The sequence below is a fragment of the Bacillus cereus group sp. Bce019 genome (genome assembly GCF_051781745.1).
GTDB lineage: Bacteria > Bacillota > Bacilli > Bacillales > Bacillaceae_G > Bacillus_A > Bacillus_A cereus.
In genome coordinates, this window is the sequence record NZ_JBPWJX010000079.1 from 1 (window position 1) to 326 (window position 326).

Here is a 326-nt window from a genome sequence, read left to right on the forward strand (position 1 = left end):
GTCCAAACACTGCTTTTGCAGGTGACAATATCGAGCGTTTCGCGAGTTGCATTATCGTAGATTGTCGCACAGTCACCGATTGCATAAACACCTGGGATGGAAGTTTCTTGGTGTTTGTTGACAAGGAAGGCACCATTACGGAAACGCTCGATATTGTCACCTGCAAAAGCAGTGTTTGGACGGAAACCTACAGCCAAGATAACCATATCCACATCATATTCAGCCTTATCAGTAATAATTTTTTCAACTTTTCCATTACCAGCAACTTCTTTAACTGTTTGACCGAATGCCAATTGGATGCCGTTATCTTCCATATTTTTAGCCAT

At 41.7% G+C, this 326-nt stretch carries 1 protein-coding gene; it reads right to left on the reverse strand.

What is annotated here, in order from left to right; all coding sequences use genetic code 11:
- A partial coding sequence (locus tag ACS2QP_RS27505) for an NAD(P)/FAD-dependent oxidoreductase (protein WP_438883030.1) occupies positions 1 to 326 on the reverse strand: 326 nt, incomplete at both ends.